13 protein-coding genes, 1 tRNA gene and 1 other RNA gene are annotated in these 16,775 nt (G+C 57.0%); 7 read left to right on the forward strand and 8 right to left on the reverse strand.

The features are described 5' to 3' along the window. Positions 1 to 192: 192 nt before the first annotated feature. Positions 193 to 1,206, reverse strand: coding sequence for a two-component system response regulator RssB (gene rssB / locus USG84_RS06730; RefSeq protein ID WP_028013436.1), 1,014 nt, complete (start codon positions 1,204 to 1,206; stop codon positions 193 to 195). Between the two features lie 91 nt (positions 1,207 to 1,297). Beyond that, the gene (gene rssA, locus USG84_RS06735; RefSeq protein WP_151413126.1) at positions 1,298 to 2,200 is read right to left on the reverse strand and encodes a patatin-like phospholipase RssA; all 903 of its coding nucleotides are present in this window, start codon (positions 2,198 to 2,200) and stop codon (positions 1,298 to 1,300) included. A 114-nt stretch (positions 2,201 to 2,314) separates the two neighbouring features. On the opposite strand from rssA, the gene USG84_RS06740 reads away from it, so the two are divergent. The 4 genes from USG84_RS06740 (at position 2,315) to USG84_RS06755 (ending at position 4,081) form a co-directional block, all read left to right on the forward strand. After that, positions 2,315 to 2,773, forward strand: coding sequence for a YchJ family metal-binding protein (locus tag USG84_RS06740; protein WP_151413125.1), 459 nt, complete (start codon positions 2,315 to 2,317; stop codon positions 2,771 to 2,773). A 46-nt stretch (positions 2,774 to 2,819) separates the two neighbouring features. After that, complete coding sequence (gene purU / locus USG84_RS06745; RefSeq protein ID WP_003856715.1) at positions 2,820 to 3,662, forward strand: formyltetrahydrofolate deformylase; 843 nt, start codon at positions 2,820 to 2,822, stop codon at positions 3,660 to 3,662. Positions 3,663 to 3,820: 158 nt separating this feature from the next. Next, positions 3,821 to 3,905 (forward strand) — tRNA-Tyr (locus USG84_RS06750). Between the two features lie 45 nt (positions 3,906 to 3,950). Continuing rightward, positions 3,951 to 4,081, forward strand: a non-coding RNA gene (locus tag USG84_RS06755) — RtT sRNA. Between the two features lie 60 nt (positions 4,082 to 4,141). Here USG84_RS06755 and USG84_RS06760 read toward each other — a convergent pair. Then, complete coding sequence (locus tag USG84_RS06760; protein ID WP_041909598.1) at positions 4,142 to 4,585, reverse strand: Lrp/AsnC family transcriptional regulator; 444 nt, start codon at positions 4,583 to 4,585, stop codon at positions 4,142 to 4,144. Positions 4,586 to 4,693: 108 nt separating this feature from the next. Between USG84_RS06760 and USG84_RS06765 the strand changes: the two genes are divergently transcribed. Then, positions 4,694 to 5,590 (forward strand): DMT family transporter, encoded by an 897-nt coding sequence (locus USG84_RS06765; RefSeq protein WP_253543496.1) that lies wholly within the window; start codon positions 4,694 to 4,696, stop codon positions 5,588 to 5,590. On the opposite strand, the gene narI is transcribed toward USG84_RS06765, so the two are convergent. The 5 genes from narI to USG84_RS06790 form a co-directional block, all read right to left on the reverse strand. Beyond that, the gene (narI, locus tag USG84_RS06770; RefSeq protein ID WP_151412512.1) at positions 5,587 to 6,264 is read right to left on the reverse strand and encodes a respiratory nitrate reductase subunit gamma; all 678 of its coding nucleotides are present in this window, start codon (positions 6,262 to 6,264) and stop codon (positions 5,587 to 5,589) included. The genes USG84_RS06765 and narI overlap by 4 nt on opposite strands. After that, complete coding sequence (gene narJ / locus USG84_RS06775) at positions 6,264 to 6,974, reverse strand: nitrate reductase molybdenum cofactor assembly chaperone (protein WP_151412511.1); 711 nt, start codon at positions 6,972 to 6,974, stop codon at positions 6,264 to 6,266. The genes narI and narJ overlap by 1 nt, the downstream gene beginning before the upstream one ends. Further along, complete coding sequence (gene narH, locus USG84_RS06780; RefSeq protein ID WP_151412510.1) at positions 6,971 to 8,506, reverse strand: nitrate reductase subunit beta; 1,536 nt, start codon at positions 8,504 to 8,506, stop codon at positions 6,971 to 6,973. Before narH ends, narJ begins: the two co-directional genes overlap by 4 nt. Continuing rightward, positions 8,503 to 12,246 (reverse strand): nitrate reductase subunit alpha, encoded by a 3,744-nt coding sequence (locus USG84_RS06785; RefSeq protein WP_253542334.1) that lies wholly within the window; start codon positions 12,244 to 12,246, stop codon positions 8,503 to 8,505. The genes narH and USG84_RS06785 overlap by 4 nt, the downstream gene beginning before the upstream one ends. Positions 12,247 to 12,628: 382 nt before the next feature. Then, entirely contained in the window at positions 12,629 to 14,026 is a 1,398-nt protein-coding gene (locus tag USG84_RS06790; RefSeq protein WP_047364940.1) for a NarK family nitrate/nitrite MFS transporter, read from the reverse strand. Between the two features lie 309 nt (positions 14,027 to 14,335). Here USG84_RS06790 and narX point away from each other — a divergent pair, with 309 nt between their 5' ends. Beyond that, positions 14,336 to 16,132 carry a nitrate/nitrite two-component system sensor histidine kinase NarX gene (narX, locus tag USG84_RS06795; RefSeq protein ID WP_253542336.1) on the forward strand — a complete coding sequence of 599 codons (1,797 nt, stop codon included), beginning with the start codon at positions 14,336 to 14,338 and terminating at the stop codon, positions 16,130 to 16,132. After that, positions 16,125 to 16,775: a two-component system response regulator NarL gene (gene narL, locus USG84_RS06800; RefSeq protein WP_003856701.1), complete on the forward strand. Its 651-nt coding sequence runs from the start codon at positions 16,125 to 16,127 to the stop codon at positions 16,773 to 16,775. Before narX ends, narL begins: the two co-directional genes overlap by 8 nt.

Here is a 16,775-nt window from a genome sequence, read left to right on the forward strand (position 1 = left end):
TCCTGAGCTGTTCAAGTTTTGAACTTTTATGCAATAAATAACGCGTTGAGTATATCAGCCTCGCCCCGCAGTCCGGGTCTGAAAAGAACGCGTTGCCGATCAATTAGGACAAATACGCATGAATCTGGGCAGCGATAGTAGCACTCCCGAGAAAACACAGGTAAAGCAATCTTAAAATTAAGATCCAATTGCTTATTCCGTGGACAACATTAAGCGTAGCCTTCCCCCGGCACCCCAAATTTGGCACTGCCAGGAAGAACAGCGGTGGCTAATTTGATTGAGATACGCCGTTCCCAGTGTTCCTAGCGGCACGCCGTTACTCACCTGAATATGGTGTTCTCCGGTATTCAGTGACGCGTTGAGGCCTGCTGAAACGAGGATAAGATTCTTTAAACCGCTATGGTAATAACCAACCAGCAGCGGGAACTGTCCGGGTAAATTGGCCTGACGAAAAAGCTGGTTTACCTGTTTGAGTAAACTGCCTAACTCAGGGAGCCGTTGTCCCTGATGCGATAACTGTTCCTGCAATAATCCATTAAAGAGCGCACGAAGTAACAGCGCGGCTAATACGCCATTATCCCCTGCACGGGTTACGTCCAGAGAATAAAATGCGAGGTCCGAATCAGACAGTGGTGCAATATCCAGCACCAGCCCGGGCTGGTCGGCCGCCACCAGCTGACGATAATTTACGCGGCAGTGGGAAATAGTTTGCTGAACGGGAGGCTGAAGCTCTTGCAGCAATTTCGCCGCCGCTGGCGGATTACTCACCAGCGCGTCCCAGTCCTGAAAAAGACGCTCCTCTTCCTCAACGCGGGAATTAAACATATTCGGATAAAGGCACGCTAATACCGTTTCACGTAACCGGTTCAGATCTTTGACGGGTTTCAGCAGAATATCCTGAACGCCAAGACGTAATGCTTTGGCAATATCCGCCATATTCTCTGTCGCGGAGATCACCAGAATGGGCATCTGGTCACCCTCGTTGCGCAGATGCTCGACCAGTTTCAGCCCATTCATTCGCGGCATCGCGATGTCGCAAATCATCAGATCGGGCGTAATACCGGTCATTTTTTCCAGCGCGTCGACACCATCTTCAGCCAGTAAAGTGTTTGCTCCCAGCGAGGATAACCACGAATCCAGTAGCGATCGGAAAACGGGCTCGTCTTCAACAATCAAAATGTGTTTTCCGGCCAATGGCTGCGTCATGGTTCCTCCCCTGGCTGACAGTTACTAAATAGTGGCATGCTATCGGCACTATCGCCTGTCAGATTTTGCTGAAGTAGTCAAAAAAAGGTGCTTAACGTGCTGTTCGCACAAACGGCAGCAACTCGTCTATTTTCTTTTCGACGGCTAGCGAGCCCGCTGAGATGGCGGCCTCAGCCCGATGGAAATCAAGGGTAGAGATTTGCGGACAGTAAGGTTGAATAAGAATATCAGGAGGATCGCCTGCCATACGGTTACGTTTAAGGCGATTCTCAAGAACCTGAATTGAGGTGGTCATGATTTCCATGGCCGTCGGTGCGGCAACCGAGCGTCGTGCGGCCAGCCGACCAATTCTTCCGCGCAGGCGCTCATGCCAGGCAAGCTTCTCGACTTCGGCATCTTCGCTCTGGAGATTGACCGGCATAAGGTCTTGCTGCATCAGATGAGCATCGTGCTGCAAATCCACGGCGATGACGATATCGGCCCCCATGGCACGCGTCAGAGAGATGGGTACCGGGTTCACGACGCCACCGTCCACAAGCCAGTAACCGTTATGGGGCACGGGGGCCATAAGCCCGGGGATACTGCATGAAGCACGCACCGCAAGGTGAATATCCCCTTCGGTCAGCCAGAGTTCACGGCCTGTGCTGAGATTGGTTGCGACGGCGCCAAAAGGCATCCGGCAGTCAGTAAAGTCTTCGAGAGGCATCACCCGGCGGAACTGGTTAAAGACGCGTTCACCGCGCAACAGCCCACCGCGCTGCCAGGAGAGATCCATCAGACGCAGCACGTCCCAATAGCTGAAGGAGCGCACCCAGGTTTCGAGATCCGGAAGCCTGCCGCACGCGTAGGCGGAGCCGACAAGCGATCCTATTGAACATCCTGCAACGATATCAACGTCAACGCCCATCTTGTTTAAGGCATTAATCACGCCGATATGAGACCATCCCCGGGCTGCACCTGATCCCAGCGCCAGTCCAATTTTAACCTTTCTCATTAGCCCTGTTTTACTTCCCCTGGATTCCTGACATAGCGTCAACGCAACTGCTCAGTTAACATAGTGCTACCCGAGGCGTTTTACGCCCTTATTTTTTGTTCCAGGAAGAGAATCGTGTCTCAACTCTGCCCTTGCGGTAGCGCTCTGGAGTATAGCCTATGTTGCCAGCGATATCTTTCTGGCAATCAGGTTGCACCGGATCCGTCACACCTCATGCGTTCACGGTATACTGCTTTTGTGATCAAAGACGCAGACTACCTGATAAAAACCTGGCACCCGTCCTGCCACGCCGCCGATTTCCGACAGGAAATTGAAGCCGGGTTCGCCAACACCCGCTGGCTTGGACTTACCGTGTTTGAATCCTCACCAGGCAGCCACGACGACGAAGGCTTTGTCAGCTTTGTTGCCCGTTTTACAGAGAACGCAAGGCCCGGCGCCATTATCGAGCGTTCCCGGTTCTTAAAGGAAAGCGGGCAATGGTATTATATTGACGGTACGCGTCCACAGTTTGGTCGTAACGATCCCTGCCCTTGTGGTTCAGGAAAAAAATTCAAAAAGTGTTGCGGGCAGTAACGCCTGACAACCCAGACTTCGCAAATACAAACAGGATTTCCCGGCGATGCAATCATTACAACGTAAAGTTCTGCGCACTATCTGTCCCGATCAAAAAGGGCTGATCGCACGAATTACCAATATTTGCTACAAGCATGAACTGAATATCGTGCAGAACAACGAGTTCGTTGACCACCGTACCGGTCGCTTCTTCATGCGTACCGAGCTGGAAGGCATTTTCAACGACACCACCCTGCTGGCCGATCTGGACAGCGCGCTGCCGGAAGGCTCCGTGCGTGAGCTGAATCCTGCAGGCCGTCGTCGCATAGTGATTCTGGTGACGAAAGAGGCTCACTGCCTGGGCGATCTGTTGATGAAAGCCAATTACGGCGGTCTGGACGTGGAAATCGCCGCCGTTATCGGCAATCACGAAACCCTGCGCACGCTGGTTGAGCGTTTTGATATTCCGTTTGAGCTGGTGAGCCATGAAGGCCATACCCGTGAAGAGCACGACAACCTGATGGCTGCTGCCATTGAAGCGCATAACCCGGACTACGTGGTGCTGGCGAAATACATGCGCGTGCTGACGCCTTCCTTCGTGGCCCGCTTCCCGAACAAGATTATCAATATCCACCACTCGTTCCTGCCGGCCTTTATTGGCGCGCGTCCTTATCACCAGGCGTACGAGCGCGGCGTGAAGATCATCGGCGCCACCGCGCACTACGTTAATGACAATCTGGACGAAGGCCCAATCATCATGCAGGACGTGATTCACGTGGATCACACCTACACCGCAGAAGATATGATGCGCGCCGGACGTGACGTTGAGAAGAACGTGTTGAGTCGTGCCCTGTATCAGGTGCTGGCGCAGCGTGTCTTTGTCTACGGTAACAGAACTATCATTCTTTAATCTTTCGGAAAATGAATTGATTAGCTTTGCGCCTTTACGGATAAAAAGCAGGCAAACAGCTTCATTTCCCTAAAGGAATGCTTTACAGGGGCGTCTCATTTGATATGATGCGCCCCGCTTCCAGCAGGAAGCAGGCCAGTAAAAAAGCATTACCCCGTGGTGGGGTTCCCGAGCGGCCAAAGGGAGCAGACTGTAAATCTGCCGTCATCGACTTCGAAGGTTCGAATCCTTCCCCCACCACCATCATTTCCAAACGACTCTTAACTTTCTGTTCGCACCGGGCATCATGCATTTCCGTAACGGGGAAGGATGAGAAGCTTCGACTAAGGTTCGATTCGAGCGTAGCGAGAAAGCGTTGCCGCAGGCAACGACCCGAAGGGCGAGGCGCAACGCGCCGAGTCATCCTTCCCCCACCACCATCATTTCCCGAATAATCCAAAAAATCATTATAAAACTAAACCGAATCCGGCGTTCGAAATCTACATCGGCGGCAACCGGCGCTTTACCGGCGAACTTTTCACAATCGACGTATTACACTGGGCATGCTCCGCCAGCCCGTCCAGCAGCGCATCCAGTTGCTCAATCGATCGCACCACCAGCCTAATCACAAAGCAGTCTTCCCCGGTCACCTTGTCGCTCTCAATACACTCCGGCATCGCCTGAATGTATTTATCCACCTTATGCAACAGCCCCGGCAAAGGCCGCACGCGCACCAGCGCCTGCAGCGTATACCCCAGCGCCGCGAGATTCACCCGTGCACCATATCCCTGAATCACGCCCCGCTCCTCCAGCCGCTTCAGACGTTCTGCCGTGCTGGGGGAGGTCAGGCCGATGCGGCCGCTGAGCACCTTCAAAGACATGCGCGCATCTTCAACCAGGCAGGCTAAAATTTGCCGGTCGATATCATCAATAAGGTATTCCACTCGTTTCACCTAATTTTAAAAAGCAGTTAACACCTTCAACCTTATATCACCCCTGTAAAACCCGACAGCGTTTTTCGACAATAGGGTCATTCAATCAGGAGGTGGATGATGCGTGATTTCCATAAAGGCGTCTGGCAGATGAGCCTGGCGATGTTAATTTCCGGCTCTATCGGCGCGTTTGTTTTGCTCAGCGGCCTGCCGGTAACGGAAGTGGTGTTCTGGCGCTGCCTTATTGGGGCAATGGCGCTTTTCATTTTTATCCGGGTAAGTCAAAAGCCCTTTAGTCCCCTCACCCGCACCACGCTGCTGCTGGCGATTCTCGGCGGCGTGGCTTTAGTCGTGAACTGGCTGCTGCTCTTCGCGGCCTATGAACGCATCTCTATCGGCCTCTCTACCGTGGTCTATAACACCCAGCCGTTTATGCTGGTTCTGATGGGGATGTTTTTAGGCGAGCGCGTCAGCCTGGTGAAATGGGGCTGGCTGTTCCTTGCCTTTGGCGGTGTGGTGATATTGCTCTCCAGCGAGCTGACCGGCGCCCACGGCACTGAATGGCTGGCGGGTATCGGTCTGGCTATGGCCGCGGCCTTCTTCTACGCGCTAACGGCAATCATTGCGCGCAAACTGAAAACCATCGCACCGCAGCATATAGCCTTTATCCAGGTGCTGACGGGCGTGGTGATGCTTCTGCCGTTTGCCAGCCTGCCGTCATTTTCCGGTGATTTTCCCTGGCCGATCCTGCTGACGCTCGGCATCGTCCATACCGGCATTATGTACCAGCTGCTGTATAGCGCGATTCAGAAGCTACCTACCCCCATTACCGGCTCCCTGTCATTTATCTATCCGGTGGTGGCGATTGTTGTCGATAACCTGGTGTTCGGACACTCGCTGAACCTGACGCAGCTGGCGGGCGGCGCGTTGATCCTGTTTGCTGCGGCGGGCAACAACCTGGGCTGGGGCGAAAAAAAACCCCGCGAATGCGGGGCTAGTATCAAAACGCTGAATTAGCGACGGGCGCGCACAATCTGGTATTTGCGCGTCAGGTACTCCACCGGCGCGCTCCAGATGTGCACCAGACGGGAGAACGGGAACAGCACAAACAGCGTCATGCCCAGCACAAGGTGAACGCGGAAGATAAACGCCACGCCGTCCAGGTGCTCAGACGCTCCGCCGTGGAAGGTCACCACGGACTGCGCCCAGCCCACCAGCTTCATCATCTCGCTGCCGTCCATATGCTGCGCCGAGAACGGAATGGTCAGCAGGCCCAGCGCGCACTGCACCATCAGCAGGGAGAGGATCAGGATGTCCGCTGCGGTGGTGGTCGCACGCACGCGCGGGCTGAACAGACGACGTTTCAGCAGCAGCAGGCCGCCTACCAGGGTCATCACGCCGCAGGCACCACCGGCGATCATCGCCATCTTCTGCTTCACCTCAATCGGCAGCCACGCTTCGTACATCCAGTGCGGGGTCAGCATCCCCAGGAAGTGACCGGCGAAAATCCCCAGGATCCCGATGTGGAACAGGTTAGACGCGATGTGCATCCCCTTACGATCCAGCATCTGGCTGGAGGCAGCACGCCAGGTGTACTGGCCGTAGTCATAGCGCAGCCAGCTTCCCACCAGGAACACGGTGCCCGCGATATACGGGTAAATGTCAAAGAAGAACATATTCAGGAAGTGCATTAGTGCCGTCCTCCGTTAGAGATATTCAAATATTGCGGGGCAACCGCGCCGGCAAAACGACGCTGGTGAGCGGAGATTTCAGACGCGCCGCAGTTCTGGTCAGCAAAGAATTTCACATGCTCTTCTTCCCAGACCGCGTCCAGCGCCTGCGGGGTATCGTCGCGGGCTTCATCCGCGATTTTCTCCGCCACTTTTTCACTGTCTACAGAGGCGTTAGCCAGCTTCACCAGCAGGTCGAACAGCACCGCATAGCGGCTCTCGCGCTGCTGAAGACGCGCGCCGAGCAGCGCCAGAATCGGGGCGATGTCCTGCAGACCGCCCAGCGCCTCTTCTTTTGGCAACTGCGCCAGATACTCAAGGTACAGCGGCAGGTGATCCGGCAGCTCGCGGCTGTCGAGCTGCAGGCCGTGCTGCTCGTACTGGGCCATCAGGTCCACCATCGCCTGACCGCGGTCGCGGGATTCCCCGTGAACGTGTTCAAACAGCAGCAGCGACGTCGCGCGCCCGCGGTCAAACAGCTGGCTGTAGTCCGCCTGGGCATCCAGCAGGTCGCGCGCTAACAGATCGCGGAGGAAAACGCCAAGCGTCTGGGCGTCCTCTTTGTCAAGGTTTGCAGATGACGCGAGTGCATCAAAGAGTTCCTGCTGATGCTGCGCAAGCGCAGCATCCGGGTACTCGAGCAGACGCGAAACAATGACGAGTTCAATCATTGGTGCGGCTCCGTTTTGCTGGTCACATCCATGGCGTCGATGCGGCGGCTGTTGAACAGGTTGAATTTGCTGTCGGACCCGTGGCAACCGTCACCGAAGGTAAAGCCACAGCCATTTTTCTCCGGGAAGGCCTCGCGGGCCAGCTCGCGGTGGCTGCTCGGCACCACGAAACGGTCTTCGTAGTTGGCAATTGCCAGGTAGCGGTACATCTCCTGCGCCTGCGCTTCGGTCAGGCCGACCTCTTCCAGCGCGCGGGTATCGTTCACGCCGTCAACGGTTTCAGCACGTTTGAAGTGGCGCATCGCCAGCATACGTTTCAGCGCCAGCAGCACCGGCTGGGTGTCCCCTGCGGTCAACAGGTTGGCCAGATACTGAACCGGGATACGCAGGCTCTCCACGTCCGGCAGAATGCCGTTGCTGCCCAGCTCGCCCGCGTCCGCCGCAGACTGAATTGGCGACAGCGGCGGCACGTACCAGACCATCGGCAGCGTGCGGTATTCCGGGTGCAGCGGGAGGGCCAGCTTCCAGTCCATCGCCATTTTGTACACCGGAGACTGCTGCGCGGCGTCAATCACGCTCTGCGGAATGCCGTCCTTCAGCGCCTGCTCAATCACCTTCGGATCGTTCGGATCGAGGAACACGTCCAGCTGGCGCTGATACAGATCTTTCTCGTTCTCGGTGCTTGCGGCATTCTCAATCGCGTCAGCATCGTACAGCAGCACGCCGAGGTAGCGGATACGGCCTACGCAGCTCTCTGAGCAGACGGTCGGCATACCGGCTTCGATGCGCGGGTAGCAGAAGATGCACTTCTCAGACTTACCGCTCTTCCAGTTGAAGTAGATTTTTTTGTACGGGCAGCCGGTGATGCACATACGCCAGCCGCGGCACTTGTCCTGGTCGATCAGCACGATGCCGTCTTCTTCACGCTTGTAGATGGCGCCGCTCGGGCAGGTCGCGACGCACGCCGGGTTGAGGCAGTGCTCGCACAGGCGCGGCAGATACATCATGAAGGTGTTTTCGAACTGGCCGTACATCGCCTTCTGCATGTTCTCGAAGTTCTGGTCCTTCGCGCGCTTTTCGAACTCGCCGCCCAGAATTTCTTCCCAGTTTGGACCGCTGGTAATTTTGTCCATGCGCTTCCCGGTGATCAGCGAGCGAGGACGGGCGATCGGCTGGTGTTTGCTTTCCGGCGCGTTGTGCAGGTTCTGGTAGTCGTAATCAAACGGCTCGTAATAATCCTCAATGCCCGGCAGGTGCGGGTTAGCGAAGATTTTACCCAGCAGCATCGCGCGGTTACCCATGCGCGGCTGCAGCTTGCCGTTGATTTTACGGATCCAGCCGCCCTTCCACTTCTCCTGGTTTTCCCAGTCGGTCGGGAAGCCGGTGCCCGGCTTGCTTTCCACGTTGTTGAACCAGGCGTACTCCATACCTTCGCGGCTGGTCCAGACGTTTTTACAGGTCACTGAACAGGTGTGGCAGCCGATGCACTTATCAAGATTCAGCACCATGCCGACTTGTGAACGAATTTTCATTTTACGCTCTCCTGTACCTGGTCATTGCCTTCGCCATCCAACCAGTTAATGTTCTTCATCTTACGTACCACCACGAACTCATCGCGGTTCGATCCTACGGTGCCGTAGTAGTTAAAGCCGTAGGCCAGCTGCGCATAACCACCGATCATGTGGGTCGGCTTCGGCGTAATACGGGTGACGGAGTTGTGAATACCGCCGCGCTGCTCGGTGATCTCGGACCCCGGCAGGTTCACGATACGTTCCTGCGCGTGGTACATCATGGTCATCCCGGCCGGTACGCGCTGGCTCACCACCGCACGCGCCGTCAGGGCGCCGTTGCTGTTAAACACTTCGATCCAGTCGTTATCTTCAATGCCCAGATCTTTGGCGTCCGCTTCGCTCATCCAGACGATCGGGCCGCCGCGCGAAAGCGTCAGCATCAGCAGGTTGTCGCTGTAGGTGGAGTGGATCCCCCACTTCTGGTGCGGCGTCAGGAAGTTCAGCGCCTTCTCCGGGTTACCGTTGGATTTCGCGCCCATCACCGCTTTCACGGAGCGGGTGTCGATTGGCGGACGATACACCAGCAGGCTTTCACCGAAGTCGCGCATCCACTGGTGATCCTGATACAGCGACTGACGGCCGGACAGGGTACGCCACGGGATCAGCTCGTGAACGTTGGTGTAGCCGGCGTTGTAGGACACGTGCTCATCTTCAAGTCCTGACCAGGTCGGGCTGGAGATAATCTTGCGCGGCTGGGCCTGAATATCGCGGAAGCGGATCTTCTCTTCCTCTTTATTCGTCGCCAGATGCGTATGGTCGCGACCGGTAAATTCGCTCAGCGCCGCCCAGGCTTTCACCGCCACGTGGCCGTTGGTTTCCGGGGCCAGGGTCAGGATCATCTCTGCCGCATCAATCGCCGTGTTCAGCATTGGCTGGCCTTTGGCCGGGCCGTCCGCTTTGGTGTAGTTGAGCTTGCGCAGCAGATCCATTTCGCTCTGGGTGTTCCAGGCGATCCCCTTCCCGCCGTTACCGATTTTTTCCATCAGCGGGCCGATAGAGGTAAAGCGTTCGTAGGTTGCCGGGTAGTCGCGTTCAACCGGAATGATGTGCGGCGCGGTGACGCCCGGGATCAGGTCGCATTCGCCTTTTTTCCAGTCCTTCACGTCCAGCGGCTGCGCCAGTTCGGCGGCGGAGTCGTGCTGGATGGGCAACGTCACCACGTCGGTCTCTTTGCCCAGGTGGCCTACGCAGACTTCAGAGAATTTCTTCGCGATGTCTTTGTAGATATCCCAGTCGCTTTTTGATTCCCACGCCGGGTCAACGGCTGCAGACAGCGGATGAATAAACGGATGCATGTCCGAGGTATTCATGTCGTCTTTTTCATACCAGGTGGCGGTTGGCAGCACGATGTCGGAGTACAGGCAGGTGCTGGACAGACGGAAGTCGAGGGTCACCACCAGATCCAGCTTGCCGTCGAGACCGTTGTCTTTCCATTCCACCTCTTCCGGCTTCACGCCGCCCTGCTTGCCGAGATCTTTACCCTGAATACCGTTTTCGGTACCGAGCAGGTATTTCAGCATGTACTCGTGGCCTTTACCGGACGAGCCCAGCAGGTTGGAGCGCCAGATGAACAGGTTACGCGGATGGTTTTTACCGTTTTCCGGCTGTTCTGCCGCGAAGCGAATTGAGCCATCCTTCAGGGATTTGACGGTGTAATCCACCGGCGACATCCCCGCCTGCTTCGCCGCTTCCGCAATGCGCAGCGGGTTAGTGCCCAGCTGCGGGGCAGACGGCAGCCAGCCCATACGCTCAGCGCGCACGTTGAAGTCAATCAGGTGGCCGCTGTAGCGGGATTGATCCGCCATCGGCGAAAGCAGCTCCTGGGCGGTCACCGTTTCATAGCGCCACTGGCTGGAGTGGTTATAGAAGTAGGAGGTGCTGTTCATGTGGCGTGCAGGACGCTGCCAGTCGAGGGCAAACGCCAGCGGCTGCCAGCCGGTCTGCGGACGCAGTTTTTCCTGGCCCACGTAGTGCGCCCAGCCGCCGCCGCTCTGACCGACGCAGCCGCAGAAGATCAGCATGTTGATCAGACCGCGATAGTTCATATCGAGGTGATACCAGTGGTTCAGACCGGCGCCGACGATGATCATGGAGCGACCGTGGGTTTTGTCGGCGTTTTCCGCAAACTCACGGGCGATACGAACGATCTGCGCGCGCGGTACGCCGGTGATCTGCTCCGCCCAGGCCGGAGTATAGGCCTTCACGTCGTCATAGCCGGTTGCGCAGTTTTCGTCGTTCAGACCGCGCTCCAGCCCGTAGTTCGCCATGGTCAGGTCATACACCGTAGTGACCAGCGCGGTAGAGCCGTCGGCCAGCTGCAGGCGCTTAACCGGCAGCTTGTGCATCAGCACGTTTTTCAGTTCAACCTTGTTGAAGTGCTCGGAGCCTTCACCGCCAAAGTACGGGAAGCCAACCTCGGCGATCTCGTCCTGGCTGCCCAGCATGCTGAGACGCAGCTCCGTCTCTTCACCGGTGGTGCCGTTGCGCTGCTCAAGGTTCCACTTGCCCTTCTCGCCCCAGCGGAAGCCGATAGAGCCGTTTGGCGCCACCAACTCGCCGTTGCTGTTATAGGCAACGGTTTTCCATTCAGGGTTGTTTTCCTGGCCCAGCGCGTCCACCAGATCGGCGGCGCGCAGCGTGCGGCCCGCGGCATAGTAGCCCTCACGCTCTTCCAGCATCACCAGCATCGGCATGTCGGTGTAGCGACGCACGTAGTCGGTGAAGTACTGGCTCGGTTTGTCGAGGTGGAATTCACGCAGCATGACGTGGCCCATCGCCATTGCCATCGCGGCATCGGTACCCTGTTTCGGTGCCAGCCACAGGTCGCACAGCTTGGCGATTTCCGCGTAGTCCGGGGTGACCGCAACGGTTTTGGTCCCCTTGTAGCGGACTTCAGTAAAGAAGTGCGCGTCCGGGGTACGGGTCTGCGGCACGTTAGAGCCCCAGGCGATGATGTAGCTGGAGTTGTACCAGTCGGCGGATTCCGGCACGTCGGTCTGCTCGCCCCAGGTCTGCGGAGAGGCAGGCGGCAGGTCGCAGTACCAGTCGTAGAAGCTCAGGCAGGTACCGCCGATAAGAGACAGGTAGCGCGCGCCGGAGGCGTAGGAAACCATCGACATCGCCGGGATTGGCGAGAAGCCCGCCACGCGGTCAGGGCCGTATGTTTTGACAGTGTAGACGTTAGAGGCGGCAATCAGCTCGTTCACCTCTTTCCAGGAAGAGCGAACGAATCCACCGCGACCGCGAACCTGCTTGAAGCTTTTCGCTTTGTCGGCGTCCTCAATGATGGACGCCCAGGCCTCAACCGGATCGCTGTGCTGAACTTTCGCCTCACGCCACATTTTCATCAGGCGTTTGCGCATCAGCGGGTATTTAAGGCGGTTAGCGCTGTAGAGATACCAGGAGTAGCTGGCGCCACGCGGGCAGCCGCGCGGTTCGTGGTTCGGCATATCCGGACGGGTGCGCGGATAGTCGGTCTGCTGCATTTCCCAGGTCACCAGACCGTTTTTAACGAAAATCTTCCAGCTACATGAGCCAGTGCAGTTTACACCGTGGGTAGAACGGACGACTTTGTCATGCTGCCAGCGCTGGCGGTAACCGTCTTCCCAGTCCCGGTTGGTATCCAGAACCTGGCCGTGCCCATCGGCAAAAGTTTCACCCTTCTGTTTGAAGTAGCGAAACCGGTCCAAAAATTTGCTCATCGGGTATCTCCTGTATGGAGCCTGTGGCTCTCTAAATCGACATTGCTGATTTGCAGCGAAGGTAACGCCCTGAAAGAGGGGGAGAATTGATAACGATCAAGACGAAGAGGGACTTTAAAAGGAGGGGTTAGACCAAATACCACCAAAGCGGTATATTTTTAAATCGAATAAATAAATGATTTATAAAGATATTTATGATTCATCGTACAATAACCCCGGCAAAATCTAACATCTCAGGTATTAAGGGGTAGACATGCCTGCAAAGCGATGGCGATCACAGTGTTACCCGCAGGCGACTGCCGTAAAAGCTTTCAGTATGTTGTAACTATTATTCAGTCTAAAAAAAACGCGGCCCGAAGGCCGCGCAAACGGATAATCACACTTACTTATTTTTCTTGGTATTACGGCCATATACCAGCCACGTAATCACAACGCAGGCGATATAGAAGACGAGGAAGACTTTCATGGCGCCGGCCGGAGAGCCGGTCAGGTCAAGCGAGATGCCGAACGCTTTCGGAATAAAGAAGCCGCCGATTGCGCCAATCGCCGAGATAAAGCCCAGAGCCGCAGCCGTATCCGTCGCCGCTTCACGCATGGCCTGCTCTTCGCTGCCGCCCTGCGCTTTCACGCGATCCATCGTCAGCTTGCGGAAGATCACGGAGATCATCTGGAAGGTGGAAGCACTTCCCAGCCCGGCCGTCAGGAACAGCACCATAAACACGCCGAAGAAGGCAAAGAAGTTACCGCCCTGCCCGTCAGAAGGCAGCGTCAGGAACAGCAGCGCGCAGAAGACCGCCATCACAATAAAGTTCACCAGCGTCACGCGGGTACCGCCCAGACGGTCAGAGATCATGCCGCCCAGCGAACGCGCCAGTGCGCCAATGAACGGGCCGAAGAAGGCGAACTGCAGGATCTGCACGTCCGGGAACTGGGTTTTCGACAGCATGGCAAAGCCCGCTGAGAAGCCGATAAACGAACCGAAGGTAGCCAGATACAGCAGCGCCATTACCCAGAGGTGTCCACGCTTCAGCACCGGCAGCTGCTCGCTCAGGGATGCCTTCGACGCAGACAGGTCATTCATAAAGAACCATGCGGCCAGGGTGAAGACCACCAGGAACGGAACCCAAATCCACGCCGCGTTCTGCAGGTAGAGGGAAGAACCATCCGCCTGCTCGACGCCGCCGCCACCGAAGGCGGCAAAAATAGAAACAGAGATCGCCAGCGGCGCAATCAGCTGCATCACGCTCACGCCCATGTTGCCCAGACCGCCGTTAATACCCAGCGCGCCGCCCTGCTTCGCTTTCGGGAAGAAGAAGCTGATGTTCGCCATGCTGGAGGCAAAGTTCGCCCCCGCGAAACCGCACAGCAGGGAAATGATCACGAACACGCTGAACGGCGTGGAGGTATCCTGCACCGCGAAGCCGAGCCACACGCAAGGGACGATCATGATGCCCGTACTGAACGCCGTCCAGCGACGGCCGCCGAAGACCGGGACCATAAACGCGTAAGGCACACGCAGCAGCGCGCCCGAAAGCGACGGCAGCGCGGTCAGCATAAACAGCTGATCGGTCGTGAACGTAAACCCTACTTTCGGCAGGTTTACCGCGACCGCGCTAAACAACATCCATACGCAAAACGCTAAAAGCAGGCACGGAACGGAAATCCACAGATTTCGGCTTGCTACACGATGGCCGCGCTGTTGCCAGAACGCCGGATCCTCTGGACGCCAGTCTGTAATAACGGCACCATTTTCCCTTTCGGGAGCGGATGAGTGACTCATAGACACCTCTGATTCTCGAATGATGCTGCAAACATTAGGGTTTTAGGGCGGCGGTAAGTTGATATAAATCAAAGGAAAAGTGCGGGGATTTGCGGCGCAAAAAAAGAGGTTATCCTAAGTGAGTAGAATAATTCGGTAAAAAAGACGTGGTTTTTCACTGCACTGAAGGTTCCTTGCTACCCCCGCCTCTTCACCTATACTCCGTTGGCAATTTAGGGGTAATCCTTTATTGGTATGGGTATACTCCAGGGTATGCACCAGAATAGCGCCATTCCTGCAAGCAGGCCACGTCAGGAGCCCGGCAACTCTATGTTAAAAAGATGTTTATCACCGCTGACTCTCGTCAATCAGCTAGCCCTGATTGTTTTGCTGTCTACCGCCCTTGGCGTGACCGGCATGGCGATTTCCGGCTGGCTGGTACAAGGGGTACAGGGTAATGCACATGCCATCAACGAGGCAGGTTCGCTACGCATGCAGAGTTACCGCCTGCTGGCGTCGGTCCCTCTGACGCAGGACGATCGGCCCTTAATTGATGAAATGGAGCGCACGGCCTTCAGCCCCGAACTGGAAAACGCCGCCATCCGCGCCGGCCAGCAGTCCCAGCTTAAAGCCCTGCAGGGCTACTGGCACACCCAGCTGGAACCCGGCCTGAAACAGGCGCGCAGCACCGAAACCGTTGCGCAGGACGTAGCGGGTTTCGTCTCCCGCATTGACGCACTGGTCTCCTCTTTCGACCAAACCACCGAATTACGCATCGACCGGGTGGTGATGGTACACCGTGCGATGGCGCTGTTTATGGGCCTGCTGCTGATCTTCACCATTATCTGGCTGCGGGCTCGGCTGCTGAATCCCTGGAAACAGCTGCTGGCGATGGCGCGCGCCGTAACGAACAGAGATTTTACCCAGCGCACGCACATCAGCGGCCGCAACGAGATGGCCATGCTCGGCCAGGCGCTGAACACCATGTCGGCGGAGCTCTCCGAAAGCTACGCGGTGCTGGAGCAGCGCGTGCAGGAAAAAACCGCCGGGCTGGAGCAAAAAAATGAGATCCTCTCCTTCCTGTGGCAGGCCAACCGTCGGCTGCACATGCAGGTGCCGCTATGTGAACGCCTTTCGCCGGTGCTGAACGGCCTGCAAAATCTGACCCTGCTGCACGATCTGGAGCTGCGGGTTTACGATGTGGAAGATGAGGATAATCATCAGGAGTTTACCTGTCAGTCCGACATGTCCTGCGATGATAAAGGCTGCCACCTCTGCCCGCGCGGCCTGCCGCTGCAGGCTTCTGGCGGCACCACCCTGAAGTGGCGTCTGACGGACAGCCACACCCAGTACGGTATTCTGCTGGCCACCCTGCCAGCCGGACGTCATCTGAGCCACGACCAGCAGCAGCTGGTGGACACCCTGGTTGAACAGCTAACGGCTACGCTGGCGCTCGACAGGCATCAGGAAAAACAGCAGCAGCTGATCGTCATGGAAGAGCGCGCGACCATTGCCCGCGAGCTTCACGACTCTATCGCCCAGTCGCTCTCCTGTATGAAAATGCAGGTGAGCTGCCTGCAGATGCAGGACGCGGAGATGCCGGAAAGCAACAAGCAGCTGCTGAGCCAGATCCGCAACGAGCTGAACACCTCCTGGGTACAGCTGCGCGAGCTGCTGACTACCTTCCGCCTGCAGCTGACCGAGCCGGGCCTGCGCCCGGCGCTGGAATCCAGCTGCCAGGAATTTAGCGCCCGGCTGGGCTTCCCGGTGAAGCTGGATTACCAGCTGCCGCCGCGGTTTGTCCCTTCCCATCAGGCGATTCATCTGCTGCAAATCGCCCGCGAAGCGCTGAGCAACGTGCTCAAACACGCGGAAGCAACGGCGGTCACGGTCACCGTCAGCCAGCACGCTAACCAGGTCAGGCTGACGGTTCACGACAACGGTCGCGGCGTGCCGGAAAATGCCGAACGCACTAACCACTATGGTTTAATCATTATGCGAGACCGCGCCCAAAGCCTGCGCGGTGATTGCCAGGTTCGCCGGAGAGAGACGGGTGGCACGGAAGTTGTGGTCACCTTTATTCCCGAAAAACCGCTTACAACTGCTCAAGGAGAAACCCATGACTAATCAGGAACCGGCATCCATCCTGTTGATCGACGACCATCCGATGCTGCGTACTGGCGTAAAACAGCTGGTCAGCATGGCACCCGACATTACCGTAGTTGGCGAGGCCAGCAACGGTGAACAGGGTATTGAGCTTGCCGAATCCCTCGATCCGGATCTGATCCTGCTCGATCTCAACATGCCCGGCATGAACGGTCTGGAAACCCTCGACAAGCTGCGCGAGAAATCCCTTTCCGGCCGCGTGGTGGTCTTTAGCGTTTCCAACCACGAAGAGGACGTGGTCACGGCGCTGAAGCGCGGCGCGGATGGCTATCTGCTGAAGGATATGGAGCCGGAAGACCTGCTGAAGGCGCTGCAGCAGGCGGCCGCAGGCGAGATGGTGCTGAGCGAGGCCCTGACGCCGGTGCTGGCCGCCAGCCTGCGGGCGAACCGCGCCACGTCTGATCGTGACGTCAGCCAGTTAACGCCGCGCGAGCGCGATATTCTGAAGCTGATTGCCCAAGGCCTGCCGAACAAAATGATCGCCCGCCGCCTGGATATCACCGAAAGCACGGTCAAAGTGCACGTGAAGCATATGCTGAAGAAAATGAAGCTAAAATCCCGCGTTGAAGCCGCGGTGTGGGTCCATCAGGAACGCATTTTCTAA

It is taken from the genome of Enterobacter sp. 168J2 (genome assembly GCF_034107265.1).
Classification (GTDB): Bacteria; Pseudomonadota; Gammaproteobacteria; order Enterobacterales; family Enterobacteriaceae; genus Enterobacter; species Enterobacter nematophilus.

Excerpts from the sequence above, each read along its gene's own strand:
- rssB (WP_028013436.1), bottom strand. The coding sequence starts at position 1,206 with ATGACGCAGCCATTGGCCGGAAAACACATTTTGATTGTTGAAGACGAG.
- rssA (WP_151413126.1), bottom strand. The coding sequence starts at position 2,200 with ATGAGAAAGGTTAAAATTGGACTGGCGCTGGGATCAGGTGCAGCCCGG.
- purU (WP_003856715.1), top strand. The coding sequence starts at position 2,820 with ATGCAATCATTACAACGTAAAGTTCTGCGCACTATCTGTCCCGATCAA.
- USG84_RS06765 (WP_253543496.1), top strand. The coding sequence starts at position 4,694 with ATGCGTGATTTCCATAAAGGCGTCTGGCAGATGAGCCTGGCGATGTTA.
- narI (WP_151412512.1), bottom strand. The coding sequence starts at position 6,264 with ATGCACTTCCTGAATATGTTCTTCTTTGACATTTACCCGTATATCGCG.
- narJ (WP_151412511.1), bottom strand. The coding sequence starts at position 6,974 with ATGATTGAACTCGTCATTGTTTCGCGTCTGCTCGAGTACCCGGATGCT.
- narH (WP_151412510.1), bottom strand. The coding sequence starts at position 8,506 with ATGAAAATTCGTTCACAAGTCGGCATGGTGCTGAATCTTGATAAGTGC.
- USG84_RS06785 (WP_253542334.1), bottom strand. The coding sequence starts at position 12,246 with ATGAGCAAATTTTTGGACCGGTTTCGCTACTTCAAACAGAAGGGTGAA.
- USG84_RS06790 (WP_047364940.1), bottom strand. The coding sequence starts at position 14,026 with ATGAGTCACTCATCCGCTCCCGAAAGGGAAAATGGTGCCGTTATTACA.
- narX (WP_253542336.1), top strand. The coding sequence starts at position 14,336 with ATGTTAAAAAGATGTTTATCACCGCTGACTCTCGTCAATCAGCTAGCC.
- narL (WP_003856701.1), top strand. The coding sequence starts at position 16,125 with ATGACTAATCAGGAACCGGCATCCATCCTGTTGATCGACGACCATCCG.